The organism is Streptomyces sp. NPDC028289, from assembly GCF_055565975.1.
Window position 1 is genome coordinate 49,212 of sequence record NZ_JBVHTI010000014.1, and the last position, 13,429, is coordinate 62,640.

The following is a 13,429-nucleotide window of genomic DNA, read 5'->3' on the forward strand; positions in this document are numbered from 1 at the left end:
CGGGGGAAGCCGGTGGCCGACCCCCGTGCGGCCACCGGCTTCCCCGTTCCCGGTCGCCGGGCGGTCTGCCCCGCCCGGCCGTCCCCTGTTCACGCGGCGCGCGGGAGCCGGCGCCGGCCACGGCGGTCGGTATGGGCCTCCTGCGCCGCCGGGACCTCGCCCGCCGTCCCGGCTGCCCGTGCCTCCCGGCGGGCGGCGCGGCGGGAGCGGACGGCCTCGCGGACGAGACGGGCGTCGTCGGCCTGCCGACGCAGTTCGGCGGAGCGGATCCGGTGGAGTTCGTACTCGAACATGGTGGGTTCCCTTGTGAGAGTGGGTGGTTGGGCTTCGCTTCTTGCGATGCCTCCACCTTCGTCTCCCAGGGGGGTGCGCCACATCGGGAGAGTTCCGCATCTTCGCGGGGCCGCCCGGCCCCGGACACGCATAAGGGGCCTCAGACCGTCCGTAAGGTGCTTACGGACGCCCTAAGGCCCCTTCTGACCTGGGCCGTCGCGGTCGGCTCAGCTGGTCGACGGCAGTCCGAGGAGTGCGTCGGAGTACTTGAGGACGGCCAGCAGCAGGCCGATGACGCCGAGCGCGACACCCGCCCAGGCGACCGACTTGATCCACGGCGCCTGCGGCCTGCCGGGGGCGCCGAAGGCGGGCCGGGCCAGCACCACGACGCCGGTGAGCAGCGCGGCCAGCGCGAACAGGCCGGCCCACAGCGCGGTGGTCGCCCACGCGTCGCCGTACACCTCCTTGACCTGCTTGGCGACGCTCGCGGTCGACGAGGTCTGGAGCTGGCCGACGAGGGTCTCGCGGGCGGCGGCCACCGTACCGATCCAGCCACCCGTGAGGGAGACCAGGCCGAGCGCGACGGAGACGACGGCGGCGGCGCCCTGGCCGACCCCGGACGGGCCCTCGGCCTCGGCCGGGTCCCCGGCGAGGTCGGCGTCGTCCACCAGGTCCTCGGCGTCCTCCGCGCCCTCCGCGTCAAGGTCGGCGTGCGTGCCGTCGGCGGCCTCGGTAGCAGACTCCGCCACGTCGTCGGCGCTCTTGGTGACGCTCACCTTCTCCTCGTCGGTCGTGGCTTCGGCGCCCGTCTCGGCACCGGTCTCGTCAGCTGTCTTGGTTCCCATGTCCGGCACCGTACGGATCCTGTCTGAGAGGCGTCTTAATGATCGTTCTCTGCGGCACGCGCGCGTGCTTCACGCCATTCCGGGGCGAGGATCGACCACACCTCCAGGTCGTGCCGTAGGCCACCATAGGGGTGCGCCTGGCGGCGTACGCCATCGCGGGTCATCCCCAGCCGCCGGGCCACGTTCAGGCTGGGCTCGTTGCCCGAGGCGGCGACCCACTCGATCCGGTGGATGCCGCGCTGCTCGACCGCGAAGTCGAGCAGTACCCGCATCGCGCGCGTGACGAGTCCGCGCCCGGTGCCGGCCGGCTCCAGCCAGCAGCCGACCTCGGCGTTCCCGCGTTCGGCGTCGAAGTTCAGGAAGAGCACCCCGCCGACGAGCGTGCCCTCCAGCCACAGGCCGTGCAGGGAGCCGGTGTCGGCGGCCCGCAGGTCGGCGTACCGCTGGAGCATGGCCCGTGCGGCGGGCACGTCCGTCTCCTTGGAGCCGAAGGAGATGAACTGTCCGATGAACTCCCGCCCGCGCTCCAGGTGGGCCAGGAACTCCTCGGCGTGCCAGGGCTCCAGTGGGCGCAGTTCGGCGCCGTCGTCACCCAGCGATATCGCGTACATCGTGCTTCTCCAGTTCCACCACGTCCTCGGCCGACCCGTCGAGCCTCTCATGCGCGTCGGGGCACCCGGGCGGCCCGACGCCGGTCCGGGGGGCGGGTGTGTCAGTCGAACTGGTCGCCGAGCGCCATCACCATGGTGCCCAGGATCATCAGCCAGAGGGCCCAGCGGGTCCGGCCGCGGGCCCCGAGCCATCCGGCGAGCACGCACACGGCGGATCCGGAGCCGTAGGCGGCCGGCACCAGGGCGGGCACGCCCCCGCCCACTCTCATCGACGCGGCGGTGAGCCCCATCAGGGCCAGCAGCGCCCCGGTCACGGTGGCGGTCCAGCGGGCCCGACGGGCGTCCTCGTAGAGGTCCTCGCCCACGTCGTCCGCGGCCTCCACCCCGGGTATCTCGGGTTCGGCGTCGGATTCGGCGTGTGCGGTCATGGCGGGCGAGCGTAGTACCCGCAGCTGAGGAAACCGGCTGCGAACCAGGTGGACAACTGCTAGCTTCCGCTGGTCAGCACCGACCGGCTCCTCGCCGACGACCGAAGCGGGTGCATTGTTTGACGGTTCGAACGAGCTCCTACGCATCGCCTTCCACTACGAAGATCACAAGGAGCCCGTTCAGTCATGTCCGACGCCGTCTCTCCCGCACCGTCGAAGGACGCCTCACTCACTGACCGTCTGACCCTGCCCCGGTACCCGCTCAGCAGTACCTACGACGCCCGCTGGGCCGTCGAGAACCAGATGGGCCCGCACGCCCTGTGGCTGCTGGAGTGGCTGGCCCCCGCCCTCGGCCTGGATACCCTGCGCCCCTGCGCGCGCGTGCTCGACCTGGGCTGCGGCCGGGCGATGACCTCGATCTTCCTGGCCAGGGAGTTCCACGCCCAGGTCACCGCCGCGGATTTGTGGATCAGTCCCGACGACAACGCCGGGCGGATCGCCGAGGCGGGGTTCGCCGACCGCGTGCAGCCGGTGCACGTGGAAGCGCACGACCTGCCCTTCGCCGAGGGCGGCTTCGACGCGATCGTCTCGGTCGACGCGTACCAGTACTTCGGCACCGCCGACCTCTATCTGCCCACGCTCACCCGGCTGCTGAAGCCCGGCGGCCGGATCGGGATCGTCGTGCCCGCGGTGCGCGAGGAACTGGCCGGCGCCGAGCCGCCCGAGCACCTGAGGGCGCACTGGGACCCCGGCTTCTGGGCGTTCCACTCCCCCGGCTGGTGGCACCGGCACTGGACCCGCAGCGGAGCCGTGCAGGTCGAGGCCGCCGACTGGCTGGAGGACGGCTGGCGCGACTGGCTGCTGTGGAGCGAGGTGTGCGCCGCGGAGAGCCCGGACCCGGAGATGGCCCGGATGGCCCGGGAGTCGGTGGAGCTGGTGAAGGCGGACCGGGGGCAGCTGCTCGGCTTCGCCCGGATCGTGGGCCGCCGCCTGTGACGCGGTACGGCCCCGGAGGCAGCGCCTCCGGGGCCGTACCAGGTGCGTGGCTGCCGCTCAGCCCTCGCTGACGCCCAGCTTCTCCAGGATCAGCTCCTTGACGCGGGCCGCGTCGGCCTGGCCGCGGGTCGCCTTCATGACCGCGCCGACCAGGGCACCGGCCGCGGCCACCTTGCCGCCGCGGATCTTGTCGGCGACGCCCGGGTTGCCGGCGATGGCCTCCTCGACGGCGGCGGCGAGCGCGCCCTCGTCGGAGACGACCTTCAGACCGCGCTTGTCGACGACCTCGTCCGGGGTGCCCTCGCCCGCGAGGACGCCCTCGATGACCTGCCGGGCCAGCTTGTCGTTCAGGTCACCCTTCGAGACCAGCTCGGTGACCCGGGCGACCTGCGCCGGGGTGATCGCCAGCTCGTCGAGCGAGGTGCCCGACTCGTTGGCGCTGCGTGCCAGTTCGCCCATCCACCACTTGCGGGCGGAGGCCGCGTCGGCCCCGGCGTCGATGGTGGCGACGATCAGGTCCAGCGCGGCGGCGTTGATGATCGCCTGCATCTCCACCGCGGAGATGCCCCACTCGGCGAGCAGCCGGTTGCGGCGGGCCAGCGGCATCTCCGGCAGCGCGGCGCGGATCTCCTCGACCCACTCGCGCGAGGGCGCCACGGGGACCAGGTCGGGCTCCGGGAAGTACCGGTAGTCCTCGGCCTCCTCCTTCACGCGGCCCGAGGTCGTCGAACCGGTGTCCTCGTGGAAGTGCCGGGTCTCCTGGACGATCGTCCCGCCGGAGGACAGCACGGCCGCGTGCCGCATGATCTCGAAGCGGGCCGCACGCTCCACGGACCGCAGCGAGTTCACGTTCTTGGTCTCGGAGCGCGTGCCGAACTTGTCGGTGCCGTTGGGGCGCAGCGACAGGTTCACGTCGCAGCGCATCTGCCCCATCTCCATGCGGGCCTCGGACACGCCGAGCGCCCGGATGACCTCGCGCAGCTCACGGACGTACGCCCGCGCGACCTCCGGAGCCCGCTCGCCCGCGCCCTCGATCGGCTTGGTGACGATCTCGATGAGCGGGATGCCGGCGCGGTTGTAGTCGAGCAGGGAGTGGGACGCGCCGTGGATACGGCCGGTGGCGCCGCCGACGTGGGTCGACTTGCCGGTGTCCTCCTCCATGTGGGCGCGCTCGATCTCCACGCGGAAGGACTCCCCGTCCTCCAGCTGCACGTCGAGGTAGCCGTTGAAGGCGATCGGCTCGTCGTACTGGGAGGTCTGGAAGTTCTTCGGCATGTCCGGATAGAAGTAGTTCTTCCGGGCGAAGCGGCACCACTCGGCGATCTCGCAGTTCAGCGCGAGGCCGATCTTGATGGCGGACTCGACGCCGGTCGCGTTGACGACCGGGAGCGCGCCGGGCAGGCCGAGGCAGGTCGGGCAGGTCTGCGAGTTGGGCTCGGCGCCCAGCTCGGTCGAACAGCCGCAGAACATCTTCGTCTTGGTGCCGAGTTCGACATGGACCTCGAGGCCCATGACGGGGTCGTAGGACGCCAGCGCGTCCTCGTACGACACCAGGTCGGTCGTGGTGGTCACGGTGAAACTTCCCTCTCAGCCCAGCAGGACGTCGTCGTCGCCCAGCCGCTTCAGCTCGCGGTAGAGGATGGCGAGGCCGGTGACGATCGCGACGGCGGACACGGTGGCGTCGATGAGCCGGAGCGTGTCGTGCTCGGCGCGGGCCTTCTTGATCTGCTTGGCGACACCGACCGCGCCGAACGCGGTGGTGGCCATGGACAGGTACGTACCGGACTTCGACTTCTTGAAGCCCTTGGCCTTCGACAGTGCGTTGCTCACAGCGACGGTGCCTCCTCAAGGAGCGGGTGGCCCCACTTTTCCACGAAGGCGGCCTCGACGGCGGCGCCGACCTTGTAAAGGCGGTCGTCCTTCAGCGCCGGGGCGATGATCTGCAGGCCCACCGGGAGGTTGTCCTCCGGGGCGAGACCGCAGGGCAGCGACATCGCCGCGTTGCCCGCGAGGTTCGTCGGGATGGTGCACAGGTCGGCCAGGTACATCGCCATCGGGTCGTCGGCGCGCTCGCCGATCGCGAAGGCGGTGGTCGGCGTCGTGGGCGACACGATGACGTCCACCTGCTCGAAGGCCTTCTCGAAGTCCCGCGTGATGAGCGTGCGGACCTTCTGGGCGGAGCCGTAGTACGCGTCGTAGTACCCGCTGGACAGCGCGTAGGTGCCGAGCATGATGCGGCGCTTGACCTCGGGACCGAAGCCCGCCTCACGGGTGAGCGAGGTCACCTCTTCGGCGGAGTGGCCGCCGTCGTCGCCGGTCCGCAGGCCGTAGCGCAGGCCGTCGAAGCGGGCGAGGTTGCTCGAGCACTCGCTGGGCGCGATGAGGTAGTACGCCGACAGCGCGAGGTCGAAGGACGGGCAGTCCAGTTCGACGATCTCTGCGCCCAGTTCCTTGAGGAGGGCGACGGACTCGTCGAAGCGCTGGATGACGCCGGCCTGGTAGCCCTCGCCGCGGAACTGCTTGACGACACCGACGCGCATACCGGCCACGCTGCCGTTGCGGGCGGCCTCGACCACGGGGGGCACGGGCGCGTCGATGGAGGTGGAGTCCATCGGGTCGTGTCCGGCGATGACCTCGTGCAGGAGGGCCGCGTCCAGGACCGTACGGGCGCACGGGCCGCCCTGGTCCAGGGAGCTGGAGAAGGCGACCATGCCGTACCGCGACACCGCGCCGTACGTCGGCTTCACGCCGACCGTGCCGGTGACGGCGGCCGGCTGGCGGATGGAGCCGCCGGTGTCGGTACCGATGGCGAGCGGCGCCTGGAAGGAGGCGAGGGCGGCGGACGAGCCGCCACCGGAACCACCGGGGATCTTGGTGAGGTCCCACGGGTTGCCGGTCGGCCCGTAGGCACTGTTCTCGGTGCTGGACCCCATGGCGAACTCGTCCATGTTGGTCTTGCCGAGGATGACCACGTCGGCGGCCTTCAGCCGCTTGGTGAGCGTGGCGTCGTACGGCGGGATCCAGCCTTCGAGGATCTTCGAGCCGACCGTGGTCGGCACGCCCTCGGTGGTGAAGATGTCCTTGAGCGCGAGCGGTACGCCGGCGAGCGGGCCGAGCTTCTCGCCCCTGGCCTTCTTCTCGTCGACGGCACGGGCCTGCGCCAGGGCGCCCTCGCGGTCGACGTGCAGGAAGGCGTGCACCTTCTCGTCGACGGCCTCGATCCGGGCCAGGTGCGCCTCGGTGACCTCGACTGCCGTGAGCTCGCCGGCGGCGATCTTCGCGGCGATCTCGGCGGCGCCGAGCTTGATGATGTCCGTCATGGCTGTCTAGTCCTCCCCCAGGATCTGCGGCACCTTGAAACGCTGCTGCTCCTGGGCCGGGGCGCCGGAGAGCGCCTGCACGGGGGTGAGCGAGGGACGGACCTCGTCCGCGCGCATGACGTTCGTCAGGGGCAGCGGGTGCGAGGTCGGCGGTACGTCTTGGTCGGCGACCTCGCTGACGCGGGCGACCGCGCCGATGATGTCGTCCAGCTGGCCGGCGAAGTGTTCGAGTTCTTCGGGCTTCAGCTCCAGACGCGCCAGCCGGGCGAGGTGGGCGACCTCCTCGCGCGTGATGCCAGGCATGCAGCGTTCCTCTGGGGTGAGTGTGTGTGGTTTGGAGCGGGGTGCTGGCGTCACATTTCCGCCGTCCGCCCGAAGGGCGGGCCTCGCGGCGTCTGGTGCGTGCGATCGCAAGGCGCCGGAGCGCCCTCGTGGCGGAGCCACGTGGGCGATTCGGCAACGCGGCGAGCGCGCGTGCCAGGCGTCGCGAGGCAGGCGGAAATGTGACGCCAGTGCCCAATCCTATGGGGCGGGGCCCGGTGGCTGTTAAACGGTTTGCCCGGGCCCCCTATCCATCGGGTCTCAGTGGCGTTTCTCCCAGGCCGTGCTGCGCAGGAAGTGGTTGTCGTAGCGCTCCTGCACCTCCAGGAGGCTCTCCAGGGTGGCCTCACCCAGTCGCAGGCGCTGGAGGTGGCGGAAGTACTCGAAGCGCTCCGCACCCGGCGTGATGACGATCAGGATGTCCGCGGTGCTGCCCGGGACGGCGGCGAAGGCGTGCGGCTTCCCGGGCGGTACGACGACCAGGTCGCCGCGTTCGGCGGTGACGACGTCGTCGCCGGAGAGCAGCTCGGCGGCGCCGTCGAGCAGGTAGAACAGCTCCGCGGAGTTGCGGTGCAGATGCGGCACGGCGCCGTCGGCGCCCTCCCCCAGCGTGACACGCACGGTGGAGAGCGCGCCGCCGGTGGCACTGCTGTCGGCGAGCAACCTGACACCGACCGGGTCACCGCCGACGACCTCGGCGTCGGCCTCCCGCACGATCACGGACTCGTCGAACTTCGGCACGAACAACGACATTGCAGAACCCCCTGTTGATGACGACGTGTCGCGAGCGGTCAGACGAGGAACAGCAGGACGGCGCTGATCAGTACAACGATCGCGGTGGCGAAGTGGATCCCGTAGGCGACCGCCTTGGCCCCGCCGTTCCGGAGCACGGTCACCGTGTCCCCGAACGGTATGAGTGCCACGCACAGCATGAACCAGGCCTCGGCGTGCGCACCGGCGAAGGCCAGCAGCGCGAGCCCCATGACGCCGAGCGTGCCGTCCCTGAGGCCCTTGACCGTGAGGTAGGCGGCGGCGTCGCCCTTCGGGTCGGCGGGGACGCCGTAGCCGGCGGCGGCGGGCCCCGGCTGGAACAGGAACCGGTAGCCGAGGAACAGGCAGAACAGGTCGAGCAGGACGGCGAGCGTGTAGGCGGTGACGGTCATGAGGGCCCCCTGTGGGTTGTTTTCTAGCGGCGCTAGGACTGACAGCGAAGCTAGCAGAGCATCGACAGATTGACTAGCACTGCTAGAATCCAGAGCATGTCGATTCAGAACCGCCGGGAACGCGAACGGGCAGAGCGCGAGCTGATCGTCACGGCCGCCCGTGAACTCGCCGAGACGGAGGGCTGGGACGCGGTGACGACCCGTCGCCTGGCCGCCGAGATCGAGTACAGCCAGCCGGTCCTCCACAGCCACTTCAAGGGCAAGGACGCGATCATGGCGGCGGTGGCCGTCCAGGGCTGCGCGGACCTGGCGGTGGAGCTACGGGCGGCCCGCGCTTCGGCGAAGGGCACCCGGGAAGCACTGGCCGCGGTGGCGGCCACGTGCACCTCGTTCGCCCGCCGCCCGGCCCTCTACGACGCGATGTTCACCCACCTGGTGGATCTGCCTTCGCGACCCCCGAGGCCCCGGAGGCCCTGCAGGCGGCGTTCGGCGAGATTCTCGGGGTGGTCCAGCCGATCACCGGCGACGAGGAGAACGCCGGTATCCTGACGGAGACCTTCTGGGCGGCCCTGCACGGCCTGGTGACCCTGATGCGCAGCGGCCGCCGCCCCGAGGAGGCCCACGAGACGAGGCTGGCGCTGCTGGTCGACCACTTCAGCGCCAAGTAGCTGTCAGCGCCCCGTCTTTTGTCTTTTGTCTCTCAGGGGCGCGAGGAACTGCGCGAGCAACCACAACGCACCCGCAGCCGCCACCGACACCGCACCCCCACGGCGGACGCTCACCTCTTGGGAAACGGTGAACGGGCGGGCGGGTGGGCGACTACTCGGCGGCCGGCAACGCCGCCCGCGGCCGCTGCCACCCCCGCGACCCCCGCGCGAGCAACCACGCCGTGGTCTCCTCCGGCGGCATCGCGGCCGCGACCAGCCACCCCTGCACGGCGTCACACCCCAGGTCCCGCAGCCGCTCCCACGTCTCGTCGTCCTCCACCCCCTCCGCGACCACCAGCAGCCCGAGCGAATGCGCGAGGTCGACCGTGCAGCGCACGATCTCCGCGTCCTCGTTGTCGACCGCCAGCCGGGCCACGAAGGACCGGTCGATCTTCAGCTCGCTCACCGGCAGCCGCCGCAGATGCACGAGCGACGAGTACCCGGTGCCGAAGTCGTCGAGGGACATCTTCACACCGTGCCCGTTCAGCCCCGCGAGGGTGTCGGCGGCCCGCTGCGGGTCCTCCAGCAGCACATGCTCGGTTATCTCCAGCTGCAGCGCCCCGGCCGGAACGCCGTGCCGCGCCAGCCGCGCCGCCACCAGGCCCGCGAACCCCGGTGTGTGGACGTCGCGCGGCGAGACGTTGACCGCCACCGGCACCCGCAGCCCCTGCGCCCGCCACTCGGCGACCTGCCCGAGCGCGGTCTCCAGCACGTACTCCGTCAGATGGGGCATCAGCCCGGACGACTCGGCGATCGCTATGAACTCGTCCGGCGGCACCTTCCCCCGCTCCGGGTGCACCCATCGCACCAGCGCCTCGAGCCCCGCCACCTGCCCGTCGAAGCGGACCTTCGGCTGGTAGTGCAGCTGCACCTCGTGGGCGTCCAGGGCGCGCCGCAGGTCGCCCAGCAGGCCGAGCCGGTCGGGGGTGTTGGAGTCCCGCTTGGACTCGTACACCTCGACGCCCGTACGGTCCCGCTTCGCCTGGTACATCGCCACGTCCGCCCTCCGCAGCAGCCCCTCCGCGTCGAGCGCGTGGTCGGGGAAGACGGCGACACCCGCGCTGGCCTCCAGGACGAGGGTGAGGCCGTCGAGGTCGAGCGGGGAGGAGAGGGCCGTGACCAGGCCTCGGGCCACCCGGGTGGCCGAGGTCGTGGAGTCGGCGACCGGGAGTAAGACCGCGAACTCGTCGCCGCCGAGCCGGGCCGCCTCCGCACCGCGTGGCAGCGCCGCCCGCAGCCGGTCGGCTATCTGAAGGAGCAGCCGGTCACCGGCGAGATGACCGAGCGTGTCATTGACCGAACGGAACCGGTCGAGGTCGATCAGCATGAGGGCGGAGCGGGCGCCGATGCGTTCGGCGTCGTCGAGGGCGGTCCAGATCCGCTCCAGGAGCCACTGCCGGTTGGGCAGTCCGGTCAGCGGGTCGCGCAACTGTTCCTCGGCGCGGGCCCGGGCTATCCACAGGGTGGAGTCGAGGGCGACCAGCGGGATGGAGAACAGCGGGAGCAGCAGCGGCTGGGCGACGGCGACCACGCAGATCAGCGGGGCTATGCCGAGCAGGGCGACGGCGACCAGGCCCTGGCGCATCAGGGCGGTGCGGGCGACGGTGGGCAGGCCGCCGCCGCGCGGTGCGTGCAGGTACCAGAGCAGGGCGCGGGTGACGGCGAGGTAGGCGGCCGCGACGAGCACGACCTCGGGAGCGGTGGCGACGCTCCAGCTGCCGGGGTTCCAGGGCGACTCGACGGTCGGGACACGTCCGCAGACGAGGAGCACCAGCGCGCCGGCGCCGATGCCGAGGATGTCCACCGCGCCGTGCAGGACACCCTGCCGCCAGCGGTGGCGCCTGGCTATGCCGACCAGGACGACGACGGTGAGGCTGACCATGCCGGCCGGCACCCAGCCGTACAGCAGGAGGACGGCGAGGGTGAGGGCGGCGCCGGAGCCGGTGCCGCCCCACCAGCGGGCGCGGCCGAGCAGGACGAGGTGGCCGACGATGATGCCGGTCAGCACGGCCAGCGACCAGCCGACCGTGCCGGACGGGAAGAGGGCGTGGTCGTCGGAGAACGCCCGGTAGAAACCGGCGCCGAGGACGAACGCGGCGGCCGCGACGACTCCGGCGGGCAGCGCGGGCCAGGACAGGTGGCGTTCGTTTTCGGTGCCGACCAGGCCGGGCGGCGGTTCGACGGCGGCCAGCGGCAGCGGGTCGCGCGCGTCCGCCGCGGCGCCCACCGCCGGCCTGCTCGGCAGGCCGGGGCGCCGGTCGCCCCGCACCGCCCACCGGCTCCCCCGCCACGCGCCCGCCCGGCGGCGCAGCGTCAGCCGCGCGCCCGTGGCGGCGCTCTCGGTCGGTTCCATTCCCGTCCCTCTCACAGCCGGCGGTGCCCACGCCATGCGGTCCGTGCCCTGCCGGAGCACGGGAATGCCCCGACCGCAGCTGGGCACGGCAGGCGCACGTCTCAACAGTAGGCCGCAGAAGGCTTCCACGGGCAGCGGTCGTAGACGGTTGCCCGATTGCGACCCGGCCACCCGTATGCATCTGATATGCGCCGAACGGGTGGCCTTCAACCGCTACTCCTCGGTCGGAAGGGCCACTTCGGCCGCCGCGTCCGGCCCCTGCTCCAAAAGAACGACAAATCCGTCCTCGTTCAGAACAGGAACCTTCAGCTGCATCGCCTTGTCGTACTTCGATCCGGGGTTGTCACCCACGACCACGAACGCGGTCTTCTTCGACACCGAGCCCGTCACCTTGGCCCCGCGGGTCTGCAGTGCGTCCTTGGCGCCGTCCCGGGTGTAGTGCTCAAGGGTTCCAGTCACGACGACGGTGAGACCCTCCAGGGGACGCGGTCCCTCGTCCTCTCCGGTGGACTCGTCCTCCAGCGGGACGCCGGCGGCCTTCCACTTTCGGATGATCTCGCGGTGCCACTCCTCGGCGAACCACTCCTTGAGCGCGGTCGCGATGATGCCGCCGACGCCGTCGATGTTCGACAGCTCCTCCTCGGTGGCCTGCTCGATGCGGTCGATGGAGCGGAACTCTCGGGCCAGCGCCTGGGCGGCGACCGGTCCGACGTGCCGGATGGACAGGCCGTTGAGGAAGCGGGCGAGCGGGCGGGTCTTCGCCTCCTCGATCTTCTGGAGCAGCGCGAGGGTGTTCTTCTTGGGCTCGCCCTTCTGGTTGGCGAAGACCGTGACGACCTTCTCCTCGCCGGTCCTGGGGTCGCGCTTGGGCAGCCCGCTGTCGGGGTCGAGGACGTACGCCTTGATGGGCAGCAGCTTCTCGACGGTGAGGTCGAACAGGTCGCCCTCGTCGACCAGCGGCGGGTCGGCAGGCTCCAGCGGCCGGGTGAGCGCGGCCGCCGCGACCCCGCCGAAGTGCTCGATGTCCAGGCACTCACGGCCCGCCAGGTAGGACACCCGCTCTCTCAACTGGGCGGGGCAGGTACGGGCGTTGGGGCACCGCAGATCGATGTCGCCCTCCTTCATGGCCCGCAGCGGCGTCCCGCACTCCGGGCACTCGGCCGGCATCACGAACTCCCGCTCGCTGCCGTCGCGCAGGTCGACGACCGGGCCGAGGATCTCCGGGATGACGTCACCGGCCTTGCGCAGCACCACGGTGTCGCCGATCAGCACGCCCTTGGCCTTGACGACCTCCTGGTTGTGCAGGGTGGCGAACTCCACCTCACTGCCCGCCACGGTGACCGGCTCGACCTGGGCGTACGGCGTGACGCGCCCGGTGCGGCCGACGCCCACCTTGATGTCGATCAGCTTGGTGTTGACCTCTTCCGGCGCGTACTTGTACGCGATCGCCCACCGGGGTGCCCGGGCCGTCGAGCCGAGGCGCCCCTGGAGCCGGATCTCGTCCAGCTTGACCACGACACCGTCGATCTCGTGCTCCACGGAGTGCCGGTTCTCGCCGTAGTAGGCGATGAACTCCCGTACGCCGTCGAGGTCGTCGACCACCCTGTTGTGCGAGGAGGTCGGCAGTCCCCAGGTCTTCAGCAGGTCGTAGCCCTCGGAGAGCCGGTTCAGGCCCTCGAAGCCCGCCAGGGCGCCGATGCCGTGGACGACCATGTGCAGCGGGCGGGAGGCGGTGACCCGCGGGTCCTTCTGGCGCAGGGAACCGGCCGCCGCGTTGCGCGGGTTGGCGAACGGCTTGTCGCCGGCCGCGACCAGGCGTTCGTTGAGCTCGGCGAACTTCTCCATCGGGAAGTAGACCTCGCCGCGGATCTCGACCAGGTCGGGGACCCGCTCACCGTCCAGCCGGTCCGGGATCTCCGCGATCGTACGGACGTTGGGCGTGATGTCCTCGCCGGTGCGGCCGTCGCCGCGGGTCGCCGCGCGGGTGAGGCGGCCGTGCTCGTAGGTGAGGTTGACGGCGAGACCGTCGACCTTCAGCTCGCACAGGAAGTGGTACTCCTGGTCGCCCAGTTCCTTGTGGATCCGCTCGGCCCAGGCCGCGAGGTCGTCGTCGTTGAACGTGTTGTCCAGCGACAGCATCCGCTCGCGGTGCTCGACCGCCGTGAACTCCGTCTCGTACGCCCCCGCGACCTTCTGGGTCGGCGAGTCGGGCGTGCGCAGCCCGGGGTGCTCGTCCTCCAGCGCCTCCAGGCTCTTGAGGAGCTTGTCGAACTCCGCGTCGCTGATGACGGGGGCGTCCTTCACGTAGTACCGGAAGCGGTGCTCCTCGATCTGCTCGGCGAGCCGCGCGTGCTTCTCCCGTGCCTCGGCGGGCACCGCCGTCTCCGCCTGCTGCTTGTCGCCGGCCACCGT

The 13,429-nt window shown here is 71.2% G+C and carries 13 protein-coding genes and 1 pseudogene; 2 read left to right on the forward strand and 12 right to left on the reverse strand.

Translation table 11 applies throughout. The annotated features are described in order from the left end of the window. Positions 1-89: 89 nt before the first annotated feature. The 4 genes from ACZ4UV_RS48045 to ACZ4UV_RS48060 form a co-directional block, all read right to left on the reverse strand. The gene (locus ACZ4UV_RS48045; RefSeq protein WP_451020171.1) at positions 90-293 is read right to left on the reverse strand and encodes a hypothetical protein; all 204 of its coding nucleotides are present in this window, start codon (positions 291-293) and stop codon (positions 90-92) included. Positions 294-500: 207 nt separating this feature from the next. Further along, on the reverse strand, positions 501-1,118 hold the full coding sequence (locus tag ACZ4UV_RS48050) for a hypothetical protein (RefSeq protein WP_451020170.1): 618 nt from the start codon (positions 1,116-1,118) through the stop codon (positions 501-503). Positions 1,119-1,153: 35 nt separating this feature from the next. Next, positions 1,154-1,729: a GNAT family N-acetyltransferase gene (locus tag ACZ4UV_RS48055; RefSeq protein ID WP_390040668.1), complete on the reverse strand. Its 576-nt coding sequence runs from the start codon at positions 1,727-1,729 to the stop codon at positions 1,154-1,156. 101 nt (positions 1,730-1,830) lie between these two features. Beyond that, positions 1,831-2,157: a hypothetical protein gene (locus ACZ4UV_RS48060; RefSeq protein WP_451020169.1), complete on the reverse strand. Its 327-nt coding sequence runs from the start codon at positions 2,155-2,157 to the stop codon at positions 1,831-1,833. A gap of 186 nt (positions 2,158-2,343) precedes the next feature. Between ACZ4UV_RS48060 and ACZ4UV_RS48065 the strand changes: the two genes are divergently transcribed. Further along, positions 2,344-3,153, forward strand: coding sequence for an SAM-dependent methyltransferase (locus tag ACZ4UV_RS48065; RefSeq protein WP_451020168.1), 810 nt, complete (start codon positions 2,344-2,346; stop codon positions 3,151-3,153). Positions 3,154-3,210: 57 nt separating this feature from the next. On the opposite strand, the gene gatB is transcribed toward ACZ4UV_RS48065, so the two are convergent. From gatB to ACZ4UV_RS48095, 6 genes are all read right to left on the reverse strand, one after another. After that, complete coding sequence (gene gatB / locus ACZ4UV_RS48070) at positions 3,211-4,725, reverse strand: Asp-tRNA(Asn)/Glu-tRNA(Gln) amidotransferase subunit GatB (RefSeq protein WP_451020167.1); 1,515 nt, start codon at positions 4,723-4,725, stop codon at positions 3,211-3,213. 15 nt (positions 4,726-4,740) lie between these two features. Next, a complete protein-coding gene (locus tag ACZ4UV_RS48075) occupies positions 4,741-4,983 on the reverse strand; it encodes a hypothetical protein (protein ID WP_123973960.1) in 243 nt (80 codons plus the stop codon). Next, positions 4,980-6,473: an Asp-tRNA(Asn)/Glu-tRNA(Gln) amidotransferase subunit GatA gene (gene gatA, locus ACZ4UV_RS48080; RefSeq protein WP_451020166.1), complete on the reverse strand. Its 1,494-nt coding sequence runs from the start codon at positions 6,471-6,473 to the stop codon at positions 4,980-4,982. Before gatA ends, ACZ4UV_RS48075 begins: the two co-directional genes overlap by 4 nt. Positions 6,474-6,479: 6 nt before the next feature. Continuing rightward, complete coding sequence (gene gatC, locus ACZ4UV_RS48085; protein ID WP_293990396.1) at positions 6,480-6,776, reverse strand: Asp-tRNA(Asn)/Glu-tRNA(Gln) amidotransferase subunit GatC; 297 nt, start codon at positions 6,774-6,776, stop codon at positions 6,480-6,482. Positions 6,777-7,055: 279 nt separating this feature from the next. Then, positions 7,056-7,547, reverse strand: coding sequence for a cupin domain-containing protein (locus tag ACZ4UV_RS48090; protein WP_467848206.1), 492 nt, complete (start codon positions 7,545-7,547; stop codon positions 7,056-7,058). 38 nt (positions 7,548-7,585) lie between these two features. After that, on the reverse strand, positions 7,586-7,957 hold the full coding sequence (locus tag ACZ4UV_RS48095; protein ID WP_390040656.1) for a DUF4267 domain-containing protein: 372 nt from the start codon (positions 7,955-7,957) through the stop codon (positions 7,586-7,588). A gap of 96 nt (positions 7,958-8,053) precedes the next feature. Here ACZ4UV_RS48095 and ACZ4UV_RS48100 point away from each other — a divergent pair. Next, a pseudogene (locus tag ACZ4UV_RS48100) lies at positions 8,054-8,625 on the forward strand (TetR/AcrR family transcriptional regulator). A 151-nt stretch (positions 8,626-8,776) separates the two neighbouring features. Here ACZ4UV_RS48100 and ACZ4UV_RS48105 read toward each other — a convergent pair. Together ACZ4UV_RS48105 and ligA are read right to left on the reverse strand one after the other, a co-directional pair. Then, the gene (locus ACZ4UV_RS48105; RefSeq protein ID WP_451020164.1) at positions 8,777-11,017 is read right to left on the reverse strand and encodes a putative bifunctional diguanylate cyclase/phosphodiesterase; all 2,241 of its coding nucleotides are present in this window, start codon (positions 11,015-11,017) and stop codon (positions 8,777-8,779) included. Positions 11,018-11,230: 213 nt separating this feature from the next. Then, positions 11,231-13,426, reverse strand: a complete 2,196-nt coding sequence (gene ligA, locus ACZ4UV_RS48110) for an NAD-dependent DNA ligase LigA (RefSeq protein WP_390040652.1) — start codon at positions 13,424-13,426, stop codon at positions 11,231-11,233. Between the last annotated feature and the right edge of the window lie 3 nt (positions 13,427-13,429).

What these genes read in the sequence shown, in the direction of transcription:
- gatA (WP_451020166.1), bottom strand. Translation starts at nt 6,473, where the DNA reads ATGACGGACATCATCAAGCTCGGCGCCGCCGAGATCGCCGCGAAGATC.
- ACZ4UV_RS48090 (WP_467848206.1), bottom strand. Translation starts at nt 7,547, where the DNA reads ATGTCGTTGTTCGTGCCGAAGTTCGACGAGTCCGTGATCGTGCGGGAG.
- ACZ4UV_RS48105 (WP_451020164.1), bottom strand. Translation starts at nt 11,017, where the DNA reads ATGGAACCGACCGAGAGCGCCGCCACGGGCGCGCGGCTGACGCTGCGC.
- ACZ4UV_RS48065 (WP_451020168.1), top strand. Translation starts at nt 2,344, where the DNA reads ATGTCCGACGCCGTCTCTCCCGCACCGTCGAAGGACGCCTCACTCACT.
- ACZ4UV_RS48045 (WP_451020171.1), bottom strand. Translation starts at nt 293, where the DNA reads ATGTTCGAGTACGAACTCCACCGGATCCGCTCCGCCGAACTGCGTCGG.
- ACZ4UV_RS48095 (WP_390040656.1), bottom strand. Translation starts at nt 7,957, where the DNA reads ATGACCGTCACCGCCTACACGCTCGCCGTCCTGCTCGACCTGTTCTGC.
- ACZ4UV_RS48055 (WP_390040668.1), bottom strand. Translation starts at nt 1,729, where the DNA reads ATGTACGCGATATCGCTGGGTGACGACGGCGCCGAACTGCGCCCACTG.
- ACZ4UV_RS48060 (WP_451020169.1), bottom strand. Translation starts at nt 2,157, where the DNA reads ATGACCGCACACGCCGAATCCGACGCCGAACCCGAGATACCCGGGGTG.
- ACZ4UV_RS48050 (WP_451020170.1), bottom strand. Translation starts at nt 1,118, where the DNA reads ATGGGAACCAAGACAGCTGACGAGACCGGTGCCGAGACGGGCGCCGAA.
- gatC (WP_293990396.1), bottom strand. Translation starts at nt 6,776, where the DNA reads ATGCCTGGCATCACGCGCGAGGAGGTCGCCCACCTCGCCCGGCTGGCG.